We start from the raw sequence: 25477 nt of genomic DNA on the forward strand, positions 1-25477 counted from the left end.
GCTCGCCGGCGCCCGTATCGCTTGCGGCTCTAGCCTGTCGTGAAACGATAGACGTCGTTCGCATCCACATCGCGACGCAATTCGCCGCGCAGCCACAGATAGTGCAAATGGGCCAGCGCCTCCCCCAGCGCGAAGGTCATCTGGTGCGTGTCCAATTCCCGTGGGAACATGATCGGCACGATATCGGCGGCACTGCGCGGCGCCTCCGCGCAGGCCTGCACGACTTCTTCCAGGCGCGCCTTATGATGCTCGCGCAGTTGTCGCAGACGCGGATGCAGACCGCGAAACGGCTTGCCGTGCGACGGCAGTACGAGGGTATCGGCCGGCAGATCATCGTAGCGTGTCAGCGACGTCAGGAAGTCGCCGAGCGGATCGCCTTCCGGCTCCGTATCGAACACCGACACATTGGTCGAGATGCGCGGCAACACCATATCTCCGGCAATCAGGATATTGCGCCGATCGCTGTACAAGGCCGCGTGCTCGGGGGAATGCCCCTGGCCGATGATCACGCGCCAATCAACGCCATTCATCAGGACCTGCTCGTGTTCCCGGATGCGACGGAATCGCGGCGGCACCGAAGGTACCAGCGTCGGATAATAGGCCGCGCGGTGCGCAATCTGTTCGAGCGCCACCGCGTCGTCGAAACCGTGGCGACGCATATGGTCGGCCGCCGCCACGCCGCCGCTGCCGGTGCTGGTGTCGGTCTGCGCCAACAAACGGCCCGTCGCATATTCGCCCACCGTCATCCACAGCCGTGCTTGCCAGCGCGCCTTGGCCCCGCCCTCGCAGAGCCAGTCCGCCGAGCCGAAATGGTCCGGATGGAAATGGGTGCACAGCACGCGGTGGACCGGCTTGCCATCGAGCAGGCTGTCGAAAATGCTTTCCCAATAGCCCTGCGTGACGTTACCGCCGATACCGGCATCGATGATCGTCCAGCCCGGCGCGGCGTCCGTCGCGCCCTCGTCGCGCGCCCTACCATCGCGCGGATCGAAGGGGTCGGCGATGACCCAGAGATTGATATGGTCCAGCGCAAAAGGCAGCGGCATCCGAACCCAATGGATGCCGGGTGCCACCGCGAAAGCCGTGCCGGGTGCCGGCAGCGTATCGCCAAAACAATAGTCTAGTTCGCGTTCGCTGGGTTTCATTCGTCAGGGAAGTGTGAGGTTGCTGTGGCATTGTAGACGATGAAGCCGGCCGCCCCGCCGAACGACCGGTGCCCGGGACGTCTATCGGACCGGTCCCGCGGCCATCGGCAAGCGTCTCCAATGACGTTACAATTTGTCGACGCCCTACCCTTAACACTTGATCGTGCGGCACAGGAAACACTATGACAGATCGCCGCCCCGACGCCGCCAACGATGCCGCCGGCCGTCCCAATACACCGGACGCCGCCGCGCCCACGACGGCGACGCAGACGACCGTGCCGACCGCGTCGCCTACTCCCGTCACGCCGGCCTGCTGCGTCGCCGATGACGGCACCGCGGTCAATCCGGACGCCTCGCTGGCGGCACTGTTCCAGAACAATCGGGAATGGGTCGATCGGATGATCTCGACCGACCCGGGCTACTTTACCCGTCTGGCCGACCAGCAGTCGCCCGACCTGCTCTGGATCGGTTGCTCGGATTCGCGCGTGCCTGCCAATGAGATCATCGGTTTGCCGCCCGGCGAAGTCTTCGTGCATCGCAATATCGCCAATGTCGTCGTGCCGTCGGACTTGAATTGCCTGTCGGTCATCCAGTTTGCGGTCGATGTGCTGAAGATCCGGCATATCGTCGTCGTGGGGCACTATGGCTGCTCCGGCGTGCGAGCCGCGATGACCGGCGCGCGTGTCGGCCTGGCCGACAACTGGCTAAGGCATGTGCAGGACGTGCGCGACAAGCATGCGGCGCTTCTCGAGCGCTGGCCGATCGGCGCGGCGCGGCACCGTCGGCTCGTCGAACTGAATACGCTGGAACAGGTCGTCCACGTCTGCAATACGAATATCGTGCTGGATGCCTGGCAGCGCGGGCAATCCTTGACGATGCACGGTTGGACGTATGGCGTCCACGACGGTCGTCTGCGCGATCTCGGCATGACGGTCTCGTCGCCCGCCGACCTGGCGTCCCACTACGATGCCTGCATCCACACGATCGGCGGACTGGGCAGCGGTCCGGCCGAATCGGTCGATTTCGCGGGCCTGCCCGCCGGCCAGGAGTGATGCGCCGCAGAGCAGGGCTTCCCGGATGAGCACCGATATGTCCCAGGGCCGGTCTGCATCGCGGGCCGGCGCGCTGTCGGCATCGAGAACGGCGACGATACCGACGGTCGCGCGCGCCTTGCTGCCGCTGGCGGTCCTGTTGCTCGCGTCCGGTATCGCGCGGGCCGCTACGTCGGAGCCGGGATCGGAAGCAATGTCGCCTGCGGATGCGACGCCATTCGATGTGCCGGCCCAGCCAGCCTATCCCACGCCGCCGATTGCCTTGCTCGCCCAGGCCCAGCAATCGCTGCCGGCGTCGACGACCATGCCGACGCTCCGATCGATATTGCGACCCGTGCCACGCGGTTTCGAGCGAGGACGGAGCGCGGCGGGCGTGCGGCGGCCCGGCGCGGCAGTCGCGCCCTCCGGTCCGGCTCCGGAAATGACGCCCATCCCGCCCCATGCGGCGAGCGTACCGATGGAAGCCTCCTCACCGGCCGGCGAGGCCAGCGTGCCGAACGCCGTCGCCGATGCCGACAGCCCGACAACGCTGCTGCCGCTGCTGCCACCCGGCATGAACGAGGCCGTCGTTCGCGTTCCCGTCGGCGATACCGGAAAGACGCTCGAAACGACGGTGTTTAAACCGGAGGGCGAGGGGCCATTCCCGGTGGTGGTCTTCAATCACGGCAAGGAGCCGGTCGATCCGCGCGAACAACCGCGTGCACGGCCGCTGTCCTTTGCGCGCGAATTCGTCCGCCGCGGCTATCTGGTCGTGGTGCCGAACCGGGAAGGCTTCGCCGAATCGGATGGCACCTATACCGAAGAGATCTGCAACCTCGAAGGGATTGGCGAAAGCCAGGCGCGGGACGTCGCGGCAACCGTCGATTGGCTGCACACGCGCCCCGACGCCGATACAAGCCGTGTGCTGGTCGTGGGCGCCTCATTGGGTGGCCTCGCGACAATGGCCTATGGGATGCATCCTGCCCCCGGGGTGCGCGGGCTGATCAATTTCTCGGGCGGACTGCGGCAGGAGCAATGTCCGACCTGGCAGCAGTCCCTCGTCGGCGCTTTCCGCGCCTATGGGGAGCCGGGGTCGCTGCCTTCGCTTTGGTTGTACGGTGACAATGATCGGAACTGGTCGACCAGCCTGGCCCTGCGAATGCGCGATGCGTATCGCGAGGCCGGCGGCAAGATCCAGTACGTCGACTTCGGCGACTACAAGGACAATGCACACCGCCTCGTCGGCGATCGCGACGGGGTGGCGATCTGGTGGCCCAGCGTCGACCGTTTCCTCGTACAGATCGGCTTGCCCGATACCGTCCGCGAGCGCGCGCCGGCCGTCCAACAGCCGCCGCCAAGCCACTTCGCCGCGCTCGACGACGCCGATGCCGTGCCCTATCTCGATGAGGATGGCCGAACCGGCTATCGCACCTTCCTCAAACAATTCCCGACCCGCGCCTTCGCGGTTTCGTCGGCCGGGGCATGGTCCTGGGCCGAAGGCGGCGACGACCCGATCAGCGTTGCCCTGGACAACTGCCAGCGCAATAGCGACACGCGCTGTCGCCTGTATGCGATCGACGATGCCGTCGTCTGGCAACCGTCCGACGCGGCCGGCGACGGTCACTGATGCGTCCGCTCCGCCGGTAAGCGATGGCGATGCCGTGGAATCACCCTGCCAATATTGGCGTTACTGCGCCCTCCTGCGCTAGCGCCTACAATGAGGACAGTTCGAACGACAGCAGTGTGCAGGGCAGGAGACACAATGACGGATAGCCGTACCCAGACGCTGGCGGCCACGGAAGCGCAACAGGCCAGCAACCGGACCACCGCACCGGCCGATCTTTCCAACGCGGAACCGACGAAGCAGCGCAGCATCCTGGCCAGCGGCGCGACCGAAACACCGATTGTCACGTCGGTCGCGCCTGTCGCGGGCGCGTCCGACACGGGCGCGCTACCGGCCTCCGCGCAACGCGTGGCGGCGCTGCTCGCAGAGCTGTCTCATCCGCATCCGGTGGTGATGTTGCCGCAGACTGGACGGACATCGGCGGAAGCCGCCGCGGCACTCGGTTGCGAAGTCGCCAATATCGCCAAGTCCATCATCTTCCGACGCATCGAAGACGACCGTCCGGTATTGGTCATCGCGAGTGGCATCAATCGAGTCGACGAAAGCAAGGTCACCGCGCAGGTCGGCGCGATCGGTCGCGCCGATGCCCGATTCGTCCGCGATGCCACCGGCTATGCCATCGGCGGCGTCTGTCCGATCGGTCATGTCGTAGCGCCCTTGACGCTGATCGATGCCGATCTGATGGCCCTGGACACGATCTGGGCGGCGGCAGGTCACCCGCATGCGGTCTTCAAGCTCGACGGCGCCGCGTTGGCGCGCTGGACCGGCGCACCGGTAATCGACGTCGCCGAACGTCGGTAAGCCGCGACGGACGACCCTGCCGTCAGGCTATCCGCTTTCGCGCGCCAGCCTGTCTAAGAGGCAAGCCACGACGCGCTGCGTCTTCGATGCATCACCCATCGCGCGTGCAGGGCTTTTGCATCGGCAATGGAACGCGGCGGAAACAGGGCATACCGTATGACTGTCGCGTTCCTGCCTCAACCGTATGATCGATCGTGAAACGCCTAGCCAATTTTCGTTGGCCAGTTTGATATCGGCGGCGCAGAATGGAATGCAGGGATGCCGGTTTTCCCAGCGTGCGTTGCCCCTAGCCTGGTCTCCCGATACTCAGATCGAGGTCTGCTTCTTATGTCACGTATTGTCATGATCGGCGACGCTTTTTCGAAGGTCCAGCGTCTCGCGCCGCAAGACATCCGCTTGTATGCGGAGCATGTCGACGACATGCATCCGCTGCATCACGACGAAGCGACGGCCAAGGCCGCCGGCTTTCCCCATATCCTGGCTTCCGGTTCGCAAACCACGGCCTATTTTCTCGCGGCGATCAACTCGCACTTCGCCAAGTTCGCGCAGCCGCTGCTACAGGATTTCTCGATCAAAGTGCAGCGCCCCGTCATTGCCGGCGATACGCTGACGATGACCTGGACCGTGGTGGATGCATTCTGGAAAAACGAGATGAACGGCGACCTGACCACGCTGGAAGGCACGGTCATGAACCAACGCGAACAATTGGTGTTGAGCGCAACCGCGAAGGTCCTGATCAAACCGCGATCGGCGGAACTCGGCAATAGCACCGGCTCCCCCTGATCAAAGCGGTCTCATCGACCGCGTATGACGCGATGCGCAGGCAAAAAAAAGCCGCTCCAAGTGGAACGGCGTAATCTTCGACGTGATCAGCGTCATCGCAGCATGCGATATCATCTCCGACCGGACGATACGCGAAAAGTTCCCCACTTTTCGCGGCGCGACCTGTCCGTATTCGAGCAAGACCTCTTCGACACCCCGCCACGACGGCGCTATACTGCGAACGCCCATTAAACGCACGATCGTGCTTTTTGTGTGAGATCGGATCTCGCGTCTTGCCCGGCGTATCGCAGCATCGAACGCCGCGCTTCATGCAATCGATTTACATGGCACGACCGGTCACGGAGAGCGCAGTCATGGCCATTCCCTTGTTGTTGCAGAACCTGCGATTGCCGCTCATCGGTGCGCCGATGTTCACGGTCAGTTATCCGGAACTCGTCATCGCCCAATGCCGTGCGGGCGTCGTCGGGTCCTTTCCTGCACTGAATGCACGTCCGCAGCCCGAGTTGGACGCCTGGCTAACGCGTATCGAATCGGAAACGCTCACACCCTATCCGGGCGTGAAGGCCAGCGCGCCGTTCGCGGTCAATCTGATAATCCATAAGACCAATCCACGTCAGGCGGAGGATGCCGCCGTCTGCATCGCGCACAAAGTGAAGATCCTGATCACCAGTCTGGGCGCACCGCCGCGCGAGCTGGTCGATGCCGTGCATGGCTATGGCGGTATCGTATTGCACGACGTGATCCATGCGAAACATGCGGAGAAAGCGCTGGCCGCGGGCGTCGATGGGCTAATCGTGGTGGCCAGCGGCGCGGGCGGCCATGCCGGCCGGCTGTCGCCCTTCTCATTGGTGGCCGAGATCCGGAAGTTCTATGCGGACGGGCTGATCGTGCTGTCGGGTGCGATCGCTACAGGGGGGGCCGTTGTCGCGGCACGCGCCATGGGCGCGGATATGGCCTATGTCGGTACCCGATTCATCGCCACGCAGGAGGCGCACGCGGCAGCCGAATACAAGCAGGCGATCGTCGCGGCCTCGACCGACGATATCGTCTATACGGACCGCGTTACCGGCGTACTCGGCAACTACCTTCAGGACAGTCTTGTTCGCGCCGGAATCGATCCTGCCGACACGCAGGCCGGGCCAGGTTCATTGCGCCTGTCCAACGAGCAGGGCAAGGCGTGGAAAGACATCTGGGGCGCCGGTCAGGGCGTGACCGCCATCGGCGATATTCCGCCCGTGCAGGAGCTAGTCACGCGAATGGCGACCGAATACCGTCAGACCTTGGATCGATTGGTGGGCATCGGCGAATAGACGCGCTGCGAGAAGAAGCGGAGGACCGGAGCCGATGCGCGAAACCGCGATCAGTTCCGATAGACATCCGACATCGGGCCCGGCACTTCGTCCCAGAGTGAATGGACGTTCGGCACGCTGGCCGCACGCAACACCGCCGGGCGACCGCCTGAGCGACGCTCGGCGTTGTAGCGCGCGATATCGGCACGCAACGTCCCGCCCACCCGCATTGCATCGACCGGCGGTACCGGCCGGTGTACGGCCGCGTGCATATGAGGATGACGTGCCGCACCGGCATCGACCGGCTTCCCATCGGCCAGGCCCGCGCCCGACGCCGATGCTGACGCAGACGGGTCCGCGCTCAGATCCGGATTCGAAGCGATGTCGGTTGTGGAAAGCGAGGCGGCGGCCGCATTCGTCGCCGCGCCATTGTCGGGCTGCGCGGCGCGCGATGTGGCGTCCGTCGCGGTCGGCCTCGGCTGAAGCGAGGTCACCACGGCGACACGCGATGCCCGCCCTACATCCGCCGTCACATCGTCGGCACTGTCACTGCCCGTCTGCGAACGATGCGCCGGCGTCACCTGTCCGATCAACATCGCGGCAGCCGTAGCAATAACGACAAGCGCGACAAATACAGCGAGTAAGGCTGGAAGTGATTTCGAGCGGCGAAGTGCGGTGGGCATAGCAAACTGCGATAATGAAGCCGACCTCAAAATAATCATTTACTGCGTGCGAGGCGCGCGCACTGCCACGCCTACACCGCCTTCCATCCGGACAACCGGCTCAGCCTTCGGCTTGATAACCAGGCATACTGAAACTGAACCGAGAGCCCGACTCAACCGCGTCGGCGGCGGCTGGCGGAGGTCGACGCTTTTACGACCAAGGACATGTACAGCATGTCTGAATCGCCTACGCCGACCCGCACATCAATATCCGAAAACCATGACAGGTTTATTAAGCCAACCTGACACGTGATCTCAATGTAAGCGGGCGCCCCAGCGATGTCGAGCCTCAAGATGTTAGTGTGGCCGCCCGGTTGTAACTGCATGTAACACCGCCCTTTGGCGCGTCTTCCGTACAACAGCTAGCGCCGCGCCGTCGAATTTAGTAGAAAATCGCATCAATCGAGCAAAAAAATGAATTTGTCATTTTAATCGGCACGCGTTTCAATACGCCTTTACTCGTCTGCCCTCCACATCATGGCTCGCCCTCGTTTTCTACCCGACAATTTCACGCTGTCGCTCGTTGCTACCGTCGTGTTCGCCAGCTTCTTGCCTGCTCGCGGTATTTTTGCGCCGATTTTCAGCAACCTGACCACCGCCGCGATCGTGCTGCTGTTCTTCCTGCACGGCGCGAAACTGTCGCGCGAAGCCTTGGTCGCCGCGATGACGCACTGGCGCCTGCACTTATGCATTCTGTGCAGCACCTTCGTCATGTTTCCCTTGCTCGCGATCGTTCTGAAGCCGGTATTGCTGCCGCTGGTCACGCCGGCGCTGTATGTGGGCGTGATGTACACGAGCATGTTGCCCTCGACGGTGCAGTCGTCCATCGCATTGACCTCGATTGCAAAGGGCAACGTCCCTGCGGCCGTCTGCGCCGCATCGGCGTCCAGCGTGCTCGGGATTTTCATCACACCGCTGCTCGCGGGGCTGATTCTCCAGACGCACGGCGGCGGCGGCAATGCGCTGCACATGATCGGCAGCATCGTGCTGGAGCTGCTGGTGCCGTTTGTCGCGGGTCAGATCGCGCGGACCTGGATCGGCGATTGGGTCGGCCGCAACCGCGCGATGCTGAAGCTGGTGGATAACAGCTCGATCATTCTGACCGTCTATAGCGCTTTCAGCGCGGCCGTGATCGGTGGCTTGTGGCACCAGATTCCGGCCATCGCCATCGGTGGTCTGGTCGTGGTGAATCTGGTACTGCTGGGCATCGCATTGGGTCTGACGACCCTCGCCTCGCGCAAGATGGGATTTTCAAAGGCCGACCAGATCACGATCATGTTCTGCGGCTCGAAAAAGAGCCTGGCGGCCGGCATTCCCATGGCGAAAGTGCTGTTCGCCGGCGCAGCCGGTGGCGCCGGTACGATCGTATTGCCGCTGATGCTCTTTCATCAGATCCAGTTGATGATCTGCTCGGTGCTGGCACAGCGCTTTGGCGCGCGCGACCTGTCGCTGGACGACGAAGGCACCGCCGCTACGACGGCCGCGGTGAAATAACGCTGCCGTAGCAGGCACGCCGCCTGCTAATGGAAAGGGGAACACGCGATGCCGATTCGGCATCCGTGCCAAGCGATACGGCTTGGGACCGTGTGCCGTGTTTTGCACGCGGGAACGGTGCCGACGAAGTGCGCCAGATGTTCCCATGCCGTCCTTCGATGACTGAAATCAAGATACCCGCATGGGTATCGCGTTGACAGGAGTCACCTCATGAAAAGCACGAAACTGATCCTCGCCTCCTTGACCGCAGCCGCTTCGCTCGGTGCGCTGTCGATCGCCCCGCAAGCACAGGCGCAAGAGCAGATGTATCAGCAAGGCAATGCGGCGCCGCAGACCTACTCCCGCGCGCAGGTCTATGGCAACTCCCCGAGCACGACGACGTCGAACGGATATAGCAGCAGCTATGGCGGCCGTTGCGTCGGCCCGAACAGCTTCTGTAATACGTATTTTGGCGGTTAACGCTTCAGAGAAGCCCCTTCGTTGCACGCGTTCCGCATCACCGCCGCCGTGTGACAGTCGTGGCGGCGACTTATGGTGGAAACGACAAGCCCCGATTGCACGCGTGTTCGTGCGATCGGGGCTTTTTGCATGACACCTAGCACGACGCCACCGGAAAATATCTCAAAAATACGCGAGGCCGATGCTACCTGCTGGGGCCGGGCCGCTCCGTCAGTGTACGCGCGTCATCGTCTTCGAGATCTACCTCTTCGTCAGAATCGGCATCGGCACGCCTGGCATCGCCACGAATAGCGCTTTGCAGGCCGCCGGTGTCGTGAGAATGGCTGAAACTTTCAGCGATGTGATCGATGAACGTTCTGACGCGGCGATTGATATAACGTCGGCTGGGATAGACGAGAAAGACCGAAAGGCCTCCGTCTTCGACAGTCGTCGGCGCCACCAGTCTTTGCAGCGCGCCACTGCGCAAGTCACGCTCGACAAGACTCTGCGGCAGGATCGAGAAACCCATGCCCTCCAGCGTCAAGGCGTGCAGAAACATACCGGAATTTGCCGATAAGGTTGGCGTCAGATGCACGCGCCAGGTTTCCTTGCCATCACCAAATGTCCACTGGTGGCTGCGCATATCGCTGCTGGGCGCGAGAAAGGCGTGTGCTTCGAGTTCCTGCGGGGTACGCGGTGTTCCGGCACGGGCCAGATAGGCCGGCGACGCGACGGGGATACGGGGCAAGGCCGCCAGCTCCCGCATGATCAGCGTCTCGGACTTCACCATATGATCCATCACGAGCCCGACGTCGAAGCCCTCTTCGACGATATCGACCGGGCGATCCATCAACGACACCTGCAGGGCAATACCGGGAAAGCGCTTTTGGAAAGCCGCGAAAACCGGCGCCAACCAGATCAGCGCAAAGCCCGTGGAGGCAACAACGCGCAGGCTGCCGCGCGTTTCGCTCGATGTCCGCGCGACCGTTGTCTCGATATCCTCGATCTGCATCAATACCGCACGGCATCCTTCCAGATAGGATTGGCCGGTATCGGTCAGCGAGACGCGCCGTGTCGTCCGCTGGAATAGCCTTACCCCCAGATGCTGCTCCAATGCCGCGATGCTCCGTGTCACCACGGGCACCGAGACATCGAGTTGCTCCGCCGCGCGCGTGAAACTTTGCGCATCGGCTACGCGTGCGAAAACGCGCATTGCGTGAATCAGGTCCATGCTCGGTTCTTGTTGTTAGGCTTGGTCACCAGAGCGCCTCGTCTGTCGCCAAGACGAGTCCAGCCACGCCCTGGACGCGGTTGCTACGGATAATCTTTCAGCAAATTACCATCTTTACGATCGCGGCGCTTACCGATTGCAACGCGTCAGCCATCTAGAACGACACCGAGTGACCTACCCCCTTTTCAAGACGCCGCTGGCGGGAAAAACAGCGACCAAGGCCGACGCACCAAGTGCCGTGTCACCGCCCGATAGATTTCGCCCTTGTCCACAGGAAGGCTGGTCCGCGAACGCAACGCCATCTGGAACGCGAGGATAAAGCTGACAGCCACGTTGAGCACCGCCATCACCGCCGTACCGGCCACCGCCCACCACAACGCCGGGTCATGCAGCACCTTCGGGCCCAGCACGCCGATCGCCGCCGCGATCGAGCCCGTCGACAAGGTGACGTGCCGCACTTCGAACGGCAAGGCAAACGCACCCAGGATCGCCGGAACGACGCCGAGCATCATCCCTAGCGAAAGATTACTCACAATACCCGAGAAATTCCGACGCCAAAATCCGGCGATACGCGCCGCACCCCGTTCACCCGCCAACGAGCGCAAACGACGGTTGTAATACAGCACATCCGCCATCCGATGCAGGGCAAACCAGTTCTCCGCCCATCCCGCGATCAGACCCGATAACCAGAGCAACACGCCGGTCATCGCCGCATAGATCGGCGTCGGGCCGAGCAGGGAAAACGACTTCAGCGTGGCTTCGGCCTTCGCCGGCGAAATCAGTTGTCCGCCATGCGTCAGGTGCGCCCATCCCAACTGCGCCAGCAGGCACAGCGGGAACACCAGCGCCAGATTGCCGAAGACCGCCGCGGCCTGCGTGCGCATCAGCGCGATGACATCGATCGCAAAGGCATCTCGTCCTTCTGGCGTCCCCGTCTCTTCCAGGCGCGCGGCGATCGCCGGTGCCGTCATCGCCGGCTGCTTGGTCGCCAGCGTGAAGTGCAGGAAGTGCATCAGCACGAAGCTGATCGCATAGTTCAAGCCGGCCAGAATGCCCTCGACCATCGGCGCCCAATGCGCGCCGGTGACGAAGAATTTGATATAGACCGTGAACATCGTGATCGCACCGCCGCCGCTCGCCATCCACAGCATCTTCCGATACTCGGCACGATCGCGCGCGATGTAGTGATCGCCTGTCTGTGCACAGCTCTCGATCATCTTGCGCGCCAGCAAAGCGAAGTTGACCCGAATCAGGTGGCCGACACTCTGGCGTGCCCGCACCGCCCGCACCAGATCCGCGAAGAGGCTCGCCTGGGCGACCAGCGGATTTTCCGCAAGCCAGGCATCCAGCAATCGCTCGAGTCTGACCAGACGCGAACGCATACGCTCGACCTGATAGACCACTTCGACGCTGACGCCGTTGGCATCGAGGTGGGCGTAGAGTTCGGTGATCGCCGAATGGCAATCGTCGAGCAGCGCCCGCAGCACGTTCACTTCCTGCAGCAGCAGCGTCGAGGCGGTCGATTGACCGTCGGCGGCCGCCGCTTCCACCGCTTGCATGGCCGGCCCCAGTTGATAGAAGGGCAAGGCACGAATCCGGACCTCGCTCAAACGGGAACGCACGGCGGGCGACAAGCCGGTGGAGCCGACCTGATAACAAAGGTTATGCATCGCGGCCAGCAGTGAATCGGCGTAGGCGATGCGCGCCGTCTCGTCCTCCCGTGCCTCCTCGGTGTGCAACAAGTCAGCGAGGCCCTGCAGCAATTCGGGCGGCAACGCATCGATCCACGCCGCGTCGTCCAGACGCGAGGCCGTGAGATCGTCGCGTCGGCCCCAGCGGCCGCGCCAATGCCAGGGCGCGGCCGGTTGCCGGGCAGCGGCCGCCTTGCGCATGCGTCGCGCCTGACGGGCCGGATGATCGTCGCCGAACATCAAGATGACGAGCGCCGCCAGGTCGCGCGTATTCGGCGCCGGTGGAATCCAGGATGCGCCGATGCGTTCGGTCAAGGCGCCCCAGAACCCGGAGTGCGTCGGCATCCCGGTATCGCACAACATCGAAATCGCATCGCCTTCGGCAAGCGTCGCCCGCAACAGGCGCGAGACGTTTTGACGCCAGTCCGGGCGCTGAGCGAGCGTACGCAATAGGAAACGCAGTCGTGCGTGCTGCGGCCAGCCGCGGATCGTATCGTCGTCGGCGCTCGCTTGGCTGCCTGCGTCGGGTGAACGCTCGGCTGGGGCGGGGGCTAACGCGGATGGAGACGCCGAGGCAGCAGGCGACGGCGTAGCGCGGCGCACCCAGCGCACGAGATCGATCAGCCATTGATTGCGCGCGCCCAGCGGCGCGTCCCACTCGGCATGGGACAGCAACTCGAATAATTGGCGTTCGTGGCGGGCGGCGCGCCACTGCCGGAAGAACGCGAAAGGACGAAAAAAAGAACGGGGCATGGTGCGGCAAACTCTCCAAAGCGACATGACACGCGCCGCCTTGGCGCCCCGTGAAAACGAGGCATCCTCAAGGCGAATGCGCGGTCAGCTACCTAGGGATTCTACCGATAGTTGCGGGCGGGTTCCGACGCGCCATTGCGCCGTCGGCTCAGGCGCGGCGCGTCGGCGTGGTGCGCTCGACGTAATTGACGCCGGGACGGCGCTCGCGCTCTTCGCCCGGCGGCAGTGGCGCCGGTGCGGTGCGCGGCTCGATCGAGGTGGCGACGACCTTGCCATGATGCAGACCACAGCGGGTAACGACCGACTGCCATTGCCACTGTCCGCGCACGCGCGCGGAGCCGTTGATCATCACCGTCGTGTCCACCGGCACCGGTTGCACCGGGCTGAACACGGCATCGTCGTGCTGGACGCGGGCACGGATCACGTAGCGGTCGAGCTGGATCAGGCGATCGTAACGCTTGTTATGCCGCATATCCCGATTCAAGGAGGCCATGCAGATCGACACGGCATCGTGGACCGGCAGGCTTCCGGAGGGCAGCTTCGACGCCGCGGCCGATGTCGCGGCACTGTCGCCGCCGGCGGATTCGCGAGCGGGATGATGTGCGGCGGCCGAGGCGGTGTGTCGATGGGCGTTTTCATGCTCGACCGTCTCGTGGCGCCGAGCCGCGATTTTGCCCGAATGGGATGGCTTCATCGCCTTGTGCGTGACGATAGGGTGCGATCGCGTGGAGGCGCGGCTCTCCGCCGCCGCCGCATCGACCGACGTCGCCAGCAAGCCGCTCAGCCCGGCGACGCAGGCGAGCGGGCCGGCCACCGCAGCCATTCGACGCGCGCACGACAACGACGCTCCGCGCGCACCGGACGGGCGCGAGCTCGCTGGAAACGGCGTATCGGCTTGGCGGGAATGGACGACAGACATGGGAGTGCGGTTCAGCTTAGCCAGGCCGTAAGGCCTCGCTGCGAGTTCAAACAGGGGAGCAGGCGCACAGGCGCGGCATCCCACCAAATGGTAGCAGACCGCACCGTTCGCACGCGAATTTATAGCTGACAATTGTCACGATGCTGACATAGCGCAACGTTCGTGCCGCGCCGATGCGCTGTGCCGACGCAGCGAGCGAACCACGGGTGGATAGGCCCGCCGAGCGCGGCGTATTCAACGCAATCCCGCCTACCCGGCGGACATATGGCGGGCGTATCATGCTCGCAAACCGTTGTCGAACCCCCATCCCCAGGAGAGAGCCAGCATGAAACTGCACCGTCACGATGCACTGTTTTCGTCCGATAACGCCGCGCAACGCCGCGCCGGATCGCGCCACGCGATCGCCATGGCGGCATTGGGCCTGAGCTTGGCGTTCGGCCTGGCCAGTACCGCGCCGGCGGCCTTTGCGCAGAATTCGCAACAGAACAAGATGACGTCGTGTAACAAGCAAGCGTCGGACGGCGCCATGAAAGGCGATCAACGCAAGGCGTTCATGAAAAGCTGCCTGTCGTCGAAGTCGCCCGCAGCACCGAAGCAGACGCAGCAGGACAAGATGAAAAGCTGCAACGCCAGTGCCACGGGCAAGACCGGCGATGCCCGCAAAGCCTATATGAAGGATTGCCTGAGCGCGCACTAAGACGGGGGCCATCCCGCGCGGTTGGCGCGATGGCGAAGCACTCGTTTAGGCGTCGGCATTGCGCCGACGCCCCCCCTTCCTCTCTGCGTTGGGCTGCCGGAATCGTTCAGTAGCTGCGCTTGATCTGCTTGCAGGCGATGACCATCGTATTTTGATCGCCCGAGCGCTGGCTCAACGTGTCATAGCCGCCGTCGCCACAGGCCACTTGCGCGCGCCGTTGACACTCCGTAAAGCTGCCACCGTTGCAACTGATCTGTTGCGTGGGACGCCCATCGTTCGTGAACAGCGGCGGCGCGGAACTGCATGCCCCCAAACCACTGATCGTCAGCACCGCCAGCGCCGCGATCGCCGCGGCGCGCGCCTTTGCCACACCCGGCATCGTTCGCGTATTTGTCATTGCCATCGTTGTAAGACCTCTTGTTGTGCGGGAGTCGCATCGGTCATGCGCCCCGCTTGCCTGCTTTGTATTTTCGGCCTGACTGCACGTCCGCATATAAGCCTACCGCGTCGTCGCCACGGCGACTATCTGCTCTGTCGCCGCATGCGAAGCGACGTTCCCCGGCATGCCACGCCCCGACGGTCCGTTAGCCCCGCTTTCCTCAGTCCGTCACATTGCTCGACTGCGCGCGGCCCTTCCAGTGACCGCCGCGGCCCAGCATATGACGCCGCCCCGAATCCAAGGTGGCCGCCATATAGAAGCAAGCGACCAGGGGCAATGCGATCGCCCAGATCTCCGATTGCTTGTAGTACCGCAGCATCGGTCCATAGCAGCGCACCATCATCAGCCAAGCTGCCAGCGCGGCAAATCCCCAGGGCTGCCCCTGCGACAGACCGGCGATCGCCAGCACCGGCGGCGCGATATAGGTCAGCACCATGCCCAGCGTCGCGCCAGCCAGCATCCAGGGAGAATAGTGCAACTGGGTGTAGGCCGTCCGCGCGATCATATTCCAGATGTCGTTCCAGCCGTCATACGGCCGGATCGAGCGTGCCGCGTCCGCCAGGTCCAATCGGACAGCGCCGCCCGAACGCTTGACCGCGGCGGCGAGCGCGCAATCGTCGATCAGCGCGCCCTTGATCGCCGCCATGCCGCCGATTCGCGCCAATGCACTATGGCGCAGCAGGATACAGCCGCCCGCCGCGCCGGCCGTCGCGCGGGCGTCGTCGGCAATCCAGCGGAACGGATAGAGCTTGGCGAAAAAGAAGACAAAGGCCGGGATCAGCATCCGCTCCGGGAAGGAGTGGCATCGCAACCGTACCATCAGCGAGACCATGTCGCGCTTGCCCTGTTCGCCGCGCACGACCAAGTCGCGCAGGCCATGCGCCGGATGCGCGATGTCGGCATCGGTCAGCCAGACCCATTCGGCACCGGGCGCGAAAGCGTGAGACGCCGCAATGCCTTCGGACTGCGCCCACACCTTGCCGCTCCAACCACGCGGCAGATCTCTGGCGCCCACGATCTGCAAGCGCGCGACCGCCTCTTCACCCAGCGCGGCCGCGGCGGCACGGGCGACGTCGGCGGTGCCGTCGTCGCTATGATCGTCGATCAATACGACACGCAGCGTGCCCGGGTAGTCCTGTTTCAACAGCGACGTCACCGCTTCGCCGATCACGTCCGCCTCATTGCGTGCCGGGACAATCGCCACGACAGCGGGCCAGTCCTGGTCGGCCGGCAGATCGCGGCTATTTCGCGGCAGCGTGACCTGCCAAAATCCGCCGCGCCCGTAGCGCAGCACGGCCCAGATCACCAGCGTCACACCCGCCAGCAATGCGGGCACTATCGTTGCCACCGTCATGCCACTCCTTTTCTCTCTCGTACGGTCCGCGCCAAGACCGGCGCGCGGCCGGTGACAAGCTTAACCGATGCGGACCGGTTCTGCGGCAATGGTCAATGTCGGGTAAAAACCCGCAAAACCACTAAAAAGGTGCGGTTTTTTTGTGGAATCGAAATCCCGTCTGCACTTTTGAGCGGATAATTGTCGCTCGCCTCAAAAGTATGATGATTGCCCGCTCCCGAAAGACAATGCCCGAACCTTCTACCGCGCAGCAGACTCCCTCGCCGGCAGCAGCGCCCGCACCGCAAGCGTCGCCCCCTTCGCAGACGCCCAAGGCGTCCGCTCCCCCGAAGTCCGGCCTGCCGTTGACGCTGCAAATTTTGTCCTGTGCCGTCTTCACTTTCATCGTGTATTTCTCGATCGGCGTGCCGATGGCCGTGATCCCCGGCTTCGTGCACAACAATCTGGCGTTCAGCTCCGTCATCGCCGGTTTCGCGATCAGCATTCAATACATCGGTACCTTTATTACCCGTCCATCGGCAGGCCGTGTCGTGGATTCGATCGGCGCGCGACGGACGGTGCAAATCGGCATGGTGGGATGTGCCGCGAGCGGCGTGCTGTTGCTGCTGGCGGCCCTGCTCGCGCGCTGGCCGCTGTATAGCCTGATCGCGATGATGATCGGACGGATGTTGCTGGGCGCGGCGGAAAGCTTCGGCTCGACCGGCGCCACGTTGTGGGGCATCGGTCGCGTCGGACAGTCGAACAATGCCAAGGTCATCTCGTGGAACGGCGTGGCGACCTATGGGGCATTGGCGGTCGGGGCGCCGCTCGGCGTCTTGCTCGATGGTGCGATGGGGCTCTGGTCCTTGAGCATCTTGATCACCGTCGTGGCGGTGGGCGGCTATTTCCTCGCGCAACGGACGCCGGATGCGGCGGTCGTCGTCGGCGAACGCATGTCCTTCTTCAGCGTGTTTACGCGCGTCGTGCCACACGGGCTCGGCCTCGCACTCGGCTCGGTTGGATTCGGCTCCTTGTCGACGTTCATCACGTTGTACTACGCCTCGCAGCGCTGGCCGCATGCGGAACTGACGCTGAGCGTGTTCGGCATCATGTTCGTCAGTAGCCGCCTGTTGTTCTCCAATACGATCCGGTCGTATGGCGGTTTCCGCGTGGCGATCGTGTCGTTTGCAGTGGAGGCCGTGGGCTTGCTGCTGGTGTGGCTGGCATGGACGCCGCACGTGGCCTTGATCGGCGCCGGTTTGGCCGGCCTTGGTTTTTCGCTGATCTTCCCGGCGCTCGCCGTCGAGGCAGTCGCCTTGGTGCCGCCCGCCAGCCGCGGTGCGGCGTTGTCCGCGTATTCGGTCTTTCTGGATGTGGCGTTCTGTATCACCGGCCCGATCGCCGGCCTGATCGCCACCCACCTGGGCTATTCCGAGATCTACCTGGTCGCCGGTCTGGGCGCGATTGGCGGGGGCGCCCTTTGCGTCTCGCTGTATCGGCGTGGCGGTCGCGGACCCGCGAGGAAGGCAGGCGGCGCGTAGGGGAGGCATAGCAAGTGCGCGCATGCGGATACGCGTGTCCGGTGCACCGTTCCGCTATCTCTAAATAAACCAGGCGCTTATCGGCGCCTGGTTTATTTATTTGGCGGCGCGTTTTATCAGCGTCTTGGCCTTGGGCTTGGTCGTCGTGAGGCGTTCGAACAGGAAGCGATGGTCGCGGCTGAACAAGCGCCGATAGGCCAAGAAAACCGCCAGCCCGCTGCCGATCGCCGACGCCGCCGCGATCGAGAACATCACGACGATCTGATAACGCACCGCATTGCCCGGTGCCTCGCCGGCCAGGATCTGCCCGGTCATCATGCCCGGCAGGCTGACGACGCCGACCACCGACATCTGATTGATCACCGGAATCATCGCCGCCGTCAACGCCTTGCGAATCGGCTCGGCGGCCGCTTCCCAACGCGAAGCGCCCAGCGCCAATTGGGCTTCGATCGCGGCGCGGCCGTTCGCGAAAGCGTCGGTAATGCGCTCCATGCCCAGCGCCACCGCCGTCAGCGTCGTGCCGAGCACCATCCCCAAGGTCGGGATCGCATAGCGCGGGTCGTACCAGGGATGCACGCGCATCACCAGACTCAGGCTGAACATCGTGATCAGCCAGCCGCCAACCGCGACCGAGATGAAGCTGTCCATCAGACGCCCGGGATACGCGATCTTGCTGCGACCGTTCGCGGCAAACGCCGCGATGCTGGTCATCACCAACATCACGGGCACGACCGCATACCAATGACTAAAGCGGAATACCGTGCCGAGCACCAGGCCGATCAGTAGCAGTTGCGCAACCGCGCGCACCGATGCGATCAACAGGGATTTGCCCAGATCGAGCTTCAGCGCAAAGGACAGCGCGCCATTGACCAGCACGAGCGCTGCCGCAGCGGCTAACTGCCAGCCGTTCAAGGCGATATAGCCGGCGTGGTCCATCAGGAAGCCTCGTCGGTCAAGGGTCTCGTTTTCACGCGGGCACCAGATTCCATTGTTGTTTGCCGACGCGCGATGCCTGCGCAGGGTCGTGGCTGATCCAGACATAGGCGCGCGGTTCGCGACCAGACGACTGCGCGGGTGCATTGGCCCATTGCGCCACCAAGGACTCGATGATCTGCGCGCTATGGGGATCGAGCGCTGCGGTGGGTTCGTCGAGCAGCAACACGTCGGGATCGAGCAAAAGCGCACGAATCAACGCGGCCACTTGCGACTCTCCACCGGACAGCGTCGCCGTGGCGCTGTCGAGGAAGTCGGCGGGCTTGCCTGCCTGCTCCGTCAACGCCACGGCGGCGGACTCCTCGTAACGATGGTCGCGATGGGCGGCAAACGTATAGGGCCATTGCAACGCATCGCGCACTGTGTCGCCCGAGAGCGTGGGCCGCTGCGGGAGATAGGCGACGGCACGGCGATAACGCGGCACGGCGGACGCTGCGATGGCTGCGCCGCGATAGCGCACCGCGCCGCGCACCGGCGCATCCAACAAGGCGAGCGTGCGTAGCAGGACACTTTTGCCAGTGCCCGACGGTCCTTGCAACGCGATATGGTCGCCCGCGGAGATCGCCAGCTGCAGGCGATCCATCGGCTGTACGGTGTCGCCGGCGTGCAAGGCGGGATAGGCCCGCAGCCGTACGCAAAGGTCGTGGGTTTCTACGAGCGTGGTCATCGATCCGGGCGCCTTTAGCTGAGGCGCTTTTTTTAGACGCTGATCAGGGGTGCGTTGCCTGCTTCGCGGCTTTCTCTTGATCGGCCTGCTGTGTCAGGCATTGCGAGGTGATCTGCACGCTCACCTGCTCCGGCACCAGACGCTTGTGCGGATCCAGATAGACGAGCTCGACGACCCGATGCAGCATTTGCCGGTCGGCCGGATCGCTGTAGTACTTGTCGACCTGGGCGAGTGCCTGGTCCTGCGTCTTGCCGCGATTGCGCCAGCCGGCCATCTGGGCCGACAAATCGCCGACGGCCGGGCAGTTGTTCGTCAACACCGGCTCGGCGTGAGCGACCGGGGTCGCGAACGTGAGCAATGCCGTGCCGGCCGTTGCCAGCGCGGTGGCGACGGTTTTTGCGAACACCGCACGATGCGGGAACACTTGGGATGTGATGCGGGTGGTCATGAGAAGTCCTGGAGCGCCTTGAACGCTATTCTAAGGGAACCGGCTTCCGCGTGAGTTAAGGTTTGCTTTCAAGGGGGGGTGGAGATCCTGATTGGGAGCGTGACCGTAGTAACCGCGACGCTCCCTCCGCCATAGTCGAAAAATCTCGGTGCTGGGCTAGCTTATACCGACGAGGGGTAACGATGCCAAAGGGAACGCGCCCTCGGTTAACTTCGCTGCCAATGGGTTACACGATTCCCTGAAGAACGCGAAACGTTTGGCCCAGGATGAGATTCTGACGAGCACTATTTCCCAATACAAAACCGACTGAAGATCACGCCCAGCAAATCATCGCTGCTGAACTCGCCGGTGATCGAATTCAGCCTTTCCTGCGCCAGCCGCAACTCCTCGGCGAACAGATCCAGCGACTGCGCCGCGCAATCCGCATGCGCCGCCGCTTCCGCCAGATGCCCCGACGCCGCGTGCAGCGCGATCAAATGGCGCTCCCGTGCGATATACACGCTCTGCGAACCCGCTTGCGCACCGGTCACCGCCAGCAATGCCTGGCGCAGCAGATCGATCCCATCGCCCCGCTTCGCGGACAGGCGAATCTCCCGCACTTGCCGATCGAGCGCGACGGCCTCGCCTTCGGTTCCCATCCCTGCATCCAGCACACGCGTTCCGGCAGGCTCGTTCGTCAGGTCCGTCTTGTTCAAGACGCGGATCACCGGTACCTTCATCGGAAAGCGCTGCGCGATCGCCTGATCCTCCGGCCCCAACGCCTCGGCCGCATCCAATAAATGCAGCACCACATCGGCGCGGCCGATCTCCTCCCATGAGCGCGCGATGCCGATCCGCTCGACCTCGTCCTGCGTCTCGCGCAAACCGGCCGTGTCGATGATGTTCAGCGGAATTCCGTCGATCTGAATCGTCTGCTGGACCTTGTCGCGCGTCGTGCCGGCAATCGGTGTGACGATCGCCAACTCGGCCCCCGCCAAGGCATTCAGCAACGACGACTTGCCGACGTTCGGCTGGCCCGCCAGCACCACCTGCAAGCCATCCCGTAATAGCGCGCCCTGCTTCGCATCGATCTGGATCTGCCGCAGCTTGGCGCGAATCGATGTCAACTTCCCGCGCGCATCGGCCGCCTCCAGGAAATCGATCTCTTCCTCGGGGAAATCCAGCGTCGCTTCCACCAGCATCCGCAACGTGATCACGTCCTCGACCAAGGCATGAATCGCTTGCGAGAAAACACCCTCCAACGATCGTCCGGCCGACCGCGCAGCCGCTTCGGTCGAGGCCTCGATCAAATCGGCCACCGCTTCCGCCTGCGCGAGGTCCAGCTTGTCGTTCAAAAACGCGCGCCGCGTAAATTCGCCAGGCTCGGCAAGTCGCATCCCCTGCGCGATCCCCGCTTCCAACACGCGCTGCAACAACAGTTGCATCACGATAGGTCCGCCGTGCCCCTGCCACTCCACCACGTGATCGCCGGTGTACGAGTGCGGCGCCGGAAAATGCAGCACGATGCCCCGATCGATCGCCTGGCCCGCCGCGTCGAGAAAGGGCAGATAAGCCGCATGCCGCGGCGCAGGCACTTGACCCGAGACCGCAAGAAGCACCGCGCGCGCTGCCTGCGCGGCCGCCTCGCCCATGCCGAACGACGCACGGACGACGCCGATCCCGCCCCGACCGGACGCGGTGGCGATGGCAACAATCGGATCCCGATCGGATGCATGCATGTCAGATTTGCTCCTTTCAACAAACAGCCCGCGCGGTCGCACCCACGCCCCCCCAGCTTAATCAGCCCACGATGCGAAAGCCAGCCCGGAAAAACAATACGGCGGGATGACTCGCGCCACCCCGCCGTATCGATTCGACAGGCCGGCCGTCGAAGCGGCCCCCTGTCTTGCCCCTCTGTCGGGCGCCGGCCGGGTCCTTTCGGATACACCGCACGCCCTGCTTGCACACCGTCCTGCTTAGTCCTTCTTCGGCTTCGCGTCGTTTGCCGCTTCGCGCGTCACGACTGGCGTGGCTTTGACCGTGGTGGCCTTCGCCGCCTTGGCCGCCTTCGCTCGCCCACCCATCACGCGGGTGATGTAGTACTGCTGGCTGATCGACAACAGGTTGTTGACCACGTAGTACAGCACCAGGCCCGACGGGAAGAAGAAGAACATGACCGAGAACGCCAGCGGCATGAACATCATCATCTTCGCTTGCATCGGATCCGGCGGCGTCGGGTTCAGACGCGTCTGCAGGAACATGGACGCCGCCATCAACACCGGCAGAATGTAGAACCGGTCGGGTTGCGACAAATCCTGAATCCAGCCGAGCCACGGCGCGCCACGCATTTCCACCGACGACAACAGCACCCAGTACAGCGAGATGAACACCGGGATCTGGATCACCACCGGGAGGCAACCGCCCACCGGATTGATCTTCTCGGTCTTGTACATCTCCATCATCGCCGCATTCAGCTTCTGCGGATCGCCCTTGAAGCGTTCACGCAACGCCGTCATGCGGGGCGAGACTTCCTTCATCCGCGCCATCGACTTGTAGCTTGCAGCCGACAGCGGGAAGAACACGGCCTTGATCAACAGCGTCAGCAGAATGATCGACCAGCCCCAGTTCCCGACGAAGGAGTGGATCTTTTCCAGCAGCCAGAACAAGGGCTTGGCGATGATCGTCACCATGCCGTAGTCCTTGACCAGATCCAGGCCAGGCGCGACCTTCTCCAACATCCGCTCTTCTTCCGGGCCAGCGAACAGACGCGAATCCACGTCGGCCGACGCGCCCGGGGCGATCGTGCCGACCGGCACCTTCACACCCACGCGATACAGCTTGTTGTCGAACTTGTTGACGTAGATGTCGCGCTGCGCCGTTTCCGGCGGAATCCAGGCCGATGCGAAGTAATGCTGCACCATCGCGATCCAGCCGTTGTTCGACGACGGCGTGAAATCGGCCTTGTTCTTGTCGATGTCGCTGAAGCTGATCTTCTGGAAATGATGCTCCGACGAGTACACGGCCGGTCCGATGAAGGTGTGCGAGAAGCGTGGCGTTTCCACCGCTTGATCGTCACGCACCAGCTCCATGTACAGCGTCGGGCTCACCGGCGCGGTGCCGGTGTTTTCCACGCGCTGGTCGACGTTGATCACGTAGCTGCCACGCGTGAACGTGTAGGTCTTGATCAAACGCACGCCACCGACAACCGGCGACTCGAAGCGCAACTGCAACTTGCCGTCGGCGCCCATCGTCGTGTTGTCCGACGATGCCAGCGTGAAGACCGAGTTGTGGTTCGGGAAATCGCCGCCGATCAGCCCCGTACGCGCCAGATAGGTGTGGTCCTTGGTCTGGTCGAACAGCGTCACGAACAGGTCGGGCTGCTTGCCGTCGCCTTCCTTGACGAGCTTCAACAGCGACAAGGTGCCACCCTGCGTATCGATTTCGCCGTCGTAGAGATCGGTCTTGAAATGGATCTTCTGGCCTTGCGTGGCCGTCTGCGTGCCCGGCGCCGCGCCGGCCGGCGAACCTACCGCCACGCCACCGGCATTCGGCACGTCGGACTTGGTCGCGTCGCTCGCGCCATTGGCGGCCGTGGCCGCCGGGTGCTCGAGCTGCGTCGCGCCAGGATCGAACATCGACGGATGACCGTGCGACCGCTGCCAATTGTCGACGAGCAATACCGCCGATACGGCGAAGATCACCCACAAAATGGTACGTTTTATATCCATGCCTGGTCTCTAACCCTCAACTCGTTCGCACCTCGCGGCACGATGTCAGCCACGCGGCAGCGGGCGTGCAATCCTGCAACGTCATCCGCGGACGGGCCGCGGCGACAACAACTTTTTATGTCCATCACCGTTCCGCGCCCGAATCGCTGGAACGGTCCGGCCTGGCGGACTGTCCGGCATCGGTTTCGGCATCAGCATGGGGATTCCCACGCTGACCGGGCGCGGGCGGCACCGGATCGAGGCCGCCCGCGGAAAACGGATGGCAGCGGCAGACCCGGCGAAACGCCAGATATGAGCCGCGTGCGGCGCCATGATACTGGATTGCGTCTTTCGCGTAATCCGAGCAGGACGGATAAAATCGACAGCGGTTGCCCAACAACGGGCTGATACCCAGCTTGTAGAAGCGCAGCAAGCCCAGCAAAACGAGGCGGACAGCGGATCCGGCCACGCGAAGCACACGTGACCACGCACTTGCCAGATCATCGTCCGCCATGGTGCTCATCCTTGCTGCGACGCCTCGGTGGAAGCCGGCGTCGCTGTTGGCGCGACGCCACGCTGCGATGGCGCGCCGGACGAAGCACGACGCTGTTGTCGCGCGGCCTGCTGCAGCACCGCATCGAACAGTGCCTGCACCTCGGCACGGCACAGTCGCTTCAGCGCCGGCGGAGCCGCGCCCGGAAACTGTTGCCGATCGAAACGCTGGTGCAAGCGCACCAGCACATCCCAACCAACGAACTCCGGGCGACGCAGCCGAAACGTCTCGCGCAGCGTGCGGCGCGCCATATTGCGCGTCGCTGCCCGTGGCGCGAACTTTTTGCCCAACACGACGCCGAACCGCCCCGGCGCCTGCGGTTCGCGGGCGCGAAGGTAGACGACGAAATGCGGGGAACGACGAACGGGCCGCATCTTGAACAACGCGGCAAATTCATCGGCCTTTAATAGACGAACGGCCCGCGGAAAGCAGGCATTGCTCTCCCGGACCGCTTCATCTGCCGCGCCGGCGGACCGGCTGCGCGCATCGCCCTCATGTTGCGAGGGCACGCCTGGCACTCGCTTATACTGCGAGGCGCTTGCGACCCTTCGCACGGCGAGCGTTGATGACCTTGCGGCCGCCAACGGTCTTCATGCGAACGCGGAAGCCATGGGTGCGCTTACGGCGCGTCACGGAAGGTTGGTATGTACGTTTCATGTCGATCTCGTTATCACAGGGGTTGCCGTGCCCATTCCTGTCTATTCATGCCCAGCCAGACGCCTTCGATGTCGACCGAAGAACGACCGAAGCACGGGCGCAGCACACCAGCGGTCATGTGCATCGAGACGGCGCATCGGCCTGAAAACAGCCACGATGACGCTCGCCGCAACGACAGTACCAGGGAATCGGTTTTGCGGAACCAGCTATTAGATCGGGATTTTGCAAACGTGTCAATCGTTTATGGTAGGATGCGCAGTGGATAGATTGTGGATAAGTCCCTTCGATAGGGTCTTTTACTCACTCACGCGGCTTTCGTTTAGCGTAAAATCCACCATCCCAGACACAACCGCCGACGCGCGTCGCTCCTGAAAGGTGCGACGGCGTGGCGTTTGCACTGCATCCTTTTGACATCGCGGCGTTGCCGGCTCCGGCCGGGCAGCGTCGTCTGGCGTCCCTCGCCGTGCCCCTCCTGTCATCCCGTGAAGCGCCACCGGGATGGCGGGCGTCGCATTCGCGCCGGTCGTCGACCGAAGCCTTCG

Annotated in this window: 23 protein-coding genes and 1 pseudogene; 9 read left to right on the plus strand and 15 right to left on the minus strand. The window is 63.6% G+C overall.

Translation table 11 applies throughout. The annotated features are described in order from the left end of the window. Window positions 1-29: 29 nt before the first annotated feature. Window positions 30-1145, minus strand: a complete 1116-nt coding sequence (locus ABEG21_RS14765) for an MBL fold metallo-hydrolase (RefSeq protein ID WP_347555251.1) — start codon at window positions 1143-1145, stop codon at window positions 30-32. A gap of 182 nt (window positions 1146-1327) precedes the next feature. Here ABEG21_RS14765 and can point away from each other — a divergent pair, with 182 nt between their 5' ends. The 5 genes from can to ABEG21_RS14790 all read left to right on the plus strand — a co-directional run bounded on the left by can (window position 1328) and on the right by ABEG21_RS14790 (window position 6694). Then, complete coding sequence (gene can / locus ABEG21_RS14770) at window positions 1328-2197, plus strand: carbonate dehydratase (protein WP_347555252.1); 870 nt, start codon at window positions 1328-1330, stop codon at window positions 2195-2197. Window positions 2198-2222: 25 nt separating this feature from the next. After that, a complete protein-coding gene (locus tag ABEG21_RS14775) occupies window positions 2223-3803 on the plus strand; it encodes a CocE/NonD family hydrolase (RefSeq protein ID WP_347555253.1) in 1581 nt (526 codons plus the stop codon). A 276-nt stretch (window positions 3804-4079) separates the two neighbouring features. Then, complete coding sequence (locus ABEG21_RS14780; RefSeq protein WP_347556823.1) at window positions 4080-4601, plus strand: YbaK/EbsC family protein; 522 nt, start codon at window positions 4080-4082, stop codon at window positions 4599-4601. A gap of 327 nt (window positions 4602-4928) precedes the next feature. Next, window positions 4929-5384, plus strand: coding sequence for a MaoC family dehydratase (locus tag ABEG21_RS14785; protein WP_347555254.1), 456 nt, complete (start codon window positions 4929-4931; stop codon window positions 5382-5384). A 353-nt stretch (window positions 5385-5737) separates the two neighbouring features. After that, window positions 5738-6694 (plus strand): nitronate monooxygenase family protein, encoded by a 957-nt coding sequence (locus tag ABEG21_RS14790; protein WP_347555255.1) that lies wholly within the window; start codon window positions 5738-5740, stop codon window positions 6692-6694. Between the two features lie 50 nt (window positions 6695-6744). On the opposite strand, the gene ABEG21_RS14795 is transcribed toward ABEG21_RS14790, so the two are convergent. Then, entirely contained in the window at window positions 6745-7269 is a 525-nt protein-coding gene (locus tag ABEG21_RS14795) for a hypothetical protein (RefSeq protein ID WP_347555256.1), read from the minus strand. A 603-nt stretch (window positions 7270-7872) separates the two neighbouring features. On the opposite strand from ABEG21_RS14795, the gene ABEG21_RS14800 reads away from it, so the two are divergent. Beyond that, window positions 7873-8889, plus strand: coding sequence for a bile acid:sodium symporter family protein (locus ABEG21_RS14800; RefSeq protein ID WP_347555257.1), 1017 nt, complete (start codon window positions 7873-7875; stop codon window positions 8887-8889). A gap of 210 nt (window positions 8890-9099) precedes the next feature. After that, on the plus strand, window positions 9100-9348 hold the full coding sequence (locus ABEG21_RS14805) for a hypothetical protein (RefSeq protein WP_347555258.1): 249 nt from the start codon (window positions 9100-9102) through the stop codon (window positions 9346-9348). A 184-nt stretch (window positions 9349-9532) separates the two neighbouring features. On the opposite strand, the gene ABEG21_RS14810 is transcribed toward ABEG21_RS14805, so the two are convergent. The 3 genes from ABEG21_RS14810 to ABEG21_RS14820 all read right to left on the minus strand — a co-directional run bounded on the left by ABEG21_RS14810 (window position 9533) and on the right by ABEG21_RS14820 (window position 13921). After that, complete coding sequence (locus tag ABEG21_RS14810; RefSeq protein WP_347555259.1) at window positions 9533-10558, minus strand: LysR family transcriptional regulator; 1026 nt, start codon at window positions 10556-10558, stop codon at window positions 9533-9535. Between the two features lie 185 nt (window positions 10559-10743). After that, window positions 10744-13002: a site-specific recombinase gene (locus ABEG21_RS14815; protein WP_347555260.1), complete on the minus strand. Its 2259-nt coding sequence runs from the start codon at window positions 13000-13002 to the stop codon at window positions 10744-10746. Between the two features lie 148 nt (window positions 13003-13150). Then, window positions 13151-13921, minus strand: coding sequence for a hypothetical protein (locus ABEG21_RS14820; RefSeq protein WP_347555261.1), 771 nt, complete (start codon window positions 13919-13921; stop codon window positions 13151-13153). A 406-nt stretch (window positions 13922-14327) separates the two neighbouring features. Between ABEG21_RS14820 and ABEG21_RS14825 the strand changes: the two genes are divergently transcribed. Then, window positions 14328-14618: a PsiF family protein gene (locus ABEG21_RS14825; RefSeq protein WP_347556824.1), complete on the plus strand. Its 291-nt coding sequence runs from the start codon at window positions 14328-14330 to the stop codon at window positions 14616-14618. Between the two features lie 106 nt (window positions 14619-14724). On the opposite strand, the gene ABEG21_RS14830 is transcribed toward ABEG21_RS14825, so the two are convergent. Further along, on the minus strand, window positions 14725-15015 hold the full coding sequence (locus ABEG21_RS14830; RefSeq protein ID WP_347555262.1) for a hypothetical protein: 291 nt from the start codon (window positions 15013-15015) through the stop codon (window positions 14725-14727). A gap of 202 nt (window positions 15016-15217) precedes the next feature. After that, window positions 15218-16411: a glycosyltransferase gene (locus ABEG21_RS14835; protein ID WP_347555263.1), complete on the minus strand. Its 1194-nt coding sequence runs from the start codon at window positions 16409-16411 to the stop codon at window positions 15218-15220. A gap of 227 nt (window positions 16412-16638) precedes the next feature. Here ABEG21_RS14835 and ABEG21_RS14840 point away from each other — a divergent pair, with 227 nt between their 5' ends. After that, window positions 16639-17931, plus strand: a complete 1293-nt coding sequence (locus tag ABEG21_RS14840) for an MFS transporter (protein WP_347555264.1) — start codon at window positions 16639-16641, stop codon at window positions 17929-17931. Window positions 17932-18027: 96 nt separating this feature from the next. Here ABEG21_RS14840 and fetB read toward each other — a convergent pair whose 3' ends face one another. The 8 genes and pseudogenes from fetB to rpmH form a co-directional block, all read right to left on the minus strand. After that, the gene (fetB, locus tag ABEG21_RS14845) at window positions 18028-18867 is read right to left on the minus strand and encodes an iron export ABC transporter permease subunit FetB (RefSeq protein WP_347555265.1); all 840 of its coding nucleotides are present in this window, start codon (window positions 18865-18867) and stop codon (window positions 18028-18030) included. Between the two features lie 31 nt (window positions 18868-18898). Continuing rightward, the gene (locus ABEG21_RS14850) at window positions 18899-19591 is read right to left on the minus strand and encodes an ATP-binding cassette domain-containing protein (RefSeq protein ID WP_347555266.1); all 693 of its coding nucleotides are present in this window, start codon (window positions 19589-19591) and stop codon (window positions 18899-18901) included. 43 nt (window positions 19592-19634) lie between these two features. Next, window positions 19635-20039 (minus strand): hypothetical protein, encoded by a 405-nt coding sequence (locus ABEG21_RS14855; protein ID WP_347555267.1) that lies wholly within the window; start codon window positions 20037-20039, stop codon window positions 19635-19637. Window positions 20040-20323: 284 nt separating this feature from the next. Then, window positions 20324-21757, minus strand: a complete 1434-nt coding sequence (gene mnmE / locus ABEG21_RS14860) for a tRNA uridine-5-carboxymethylaminomethyl(34) synthesis GTPase MnmE (protein ID WP_347555268.1) — start codon at window positions 21755-21757, stop codon at window positions 20324-20326. Window positions 21758-22069: 312 nt separating this feature from the next. Then, window positions 22070-23746: pseudogene (gene yidC, locus ABEG21_RS14865) on the minus strand (membrane protein insertase YidC); the annotation flags it as partial. Window positions 23747-23870: 124 nt separating this feature from the next. Then, on the minus strand, window positions 23871-24239 hold the full coding sequence (gene yidD, locus ABEG21_RS14870; RefSeq protein ID WP_347555269.1) for a membrane protein insertion efficiency factor YidD: 369 nt from the start codon (window positions 24237-24239) through the stop codon (window positions 23871-23873). Between the two features lie 5 nt (window positions 24240-24244). Beyond that, window positions 24245-24787, minus strand: coding sequence for a ribonuclease P protein component (locus ABEG21_RS14875; RefSeq protein WP_347555270.1), 543 nt, complete (start codon window positions 24785-24787; stop codon window positions 24245-24247). A 13-nt stretch (window positions 24788-24800) separates the two neighbouring features. Next, window positions 24801-24935 (minus strand): 50S ribosomal protein L34, encoded by a 135-nt coding sequence (gene rpmH / locus ABEG21_RS14880; protein WP_091908010.1) that lies wholly within the window; start codon window positions 24933-24935, stop codon window positions 24801-24803. Between the last annotated feature and the right edge of the window lie 542 nt (window positions 24936-25477).

It is taken from the genome of Robbsia sp. KACC 23696, assembly GCF_039852015.1.
Taxonomy (GTDB): domain Bacteria; phylum Pseudomonadota; class Gammaproteobacteria; order Burkholderiales; family Burkholderiaceae; genus Robbsia.